A 398-nucleotide genomic window follows, 5' to 3' on the forward strand; every position below is an offset into this window, starting at 1 on the left:
ATTCTGATAACAGCCAGAAAGAAATGGCCTCAAATTACGGCCTCTTTCAGCAATAAAAGGGCACTAGGGCAGATAGCTGTGGGATCTGTATTGGGTCCCTTTATCGGGGTTAACTTGTCATTATTTGCCTTGCAACACACCGCCACGGGTATAGTTTCGTCCATCACCTCCATCTCGCCGATTATTATCATCCCCATATCCATATCGGTGCTCAAAGAGAAAGTAGCGCCAAAGGAGATACTTGGCGCCTGCGTTTCAATATTAGGCGTTATTTTATTATTCTTATGACCTGCGGCCGTTCCTGTTCGGTTAACATTTTCTTACACCCCCAAATAATTCAGTCTAAAGTCCAAGGTCGAAAGTTTGATGTCATTTAATGAACAGACTTTCGACCTTTA

General features: G+C 43.2%; 1 protein-coding gene. It reads left to right on the plus strand.

All coding sequences use genetic code 11. The annotated features are described in order from the left end of the window. Positions 1-288, plus strand: a 288-nt coding sequence (locus B2633_RS14055) for an EamA family transporter (protein WP_483171364.1), incomplete at its 5' end; no start/stop codon positions are given. Positions 289-398: the final 110 nt, after the last annotated feature.

The organism is Syntrophomonas sp. UBA1041, assembly GCF_002316705.1.
GTDB lineage: Bacteria > Bacillota > Syntrophomonadia > Syntrophomonadales > Syntrophomonadaceae > DTU019.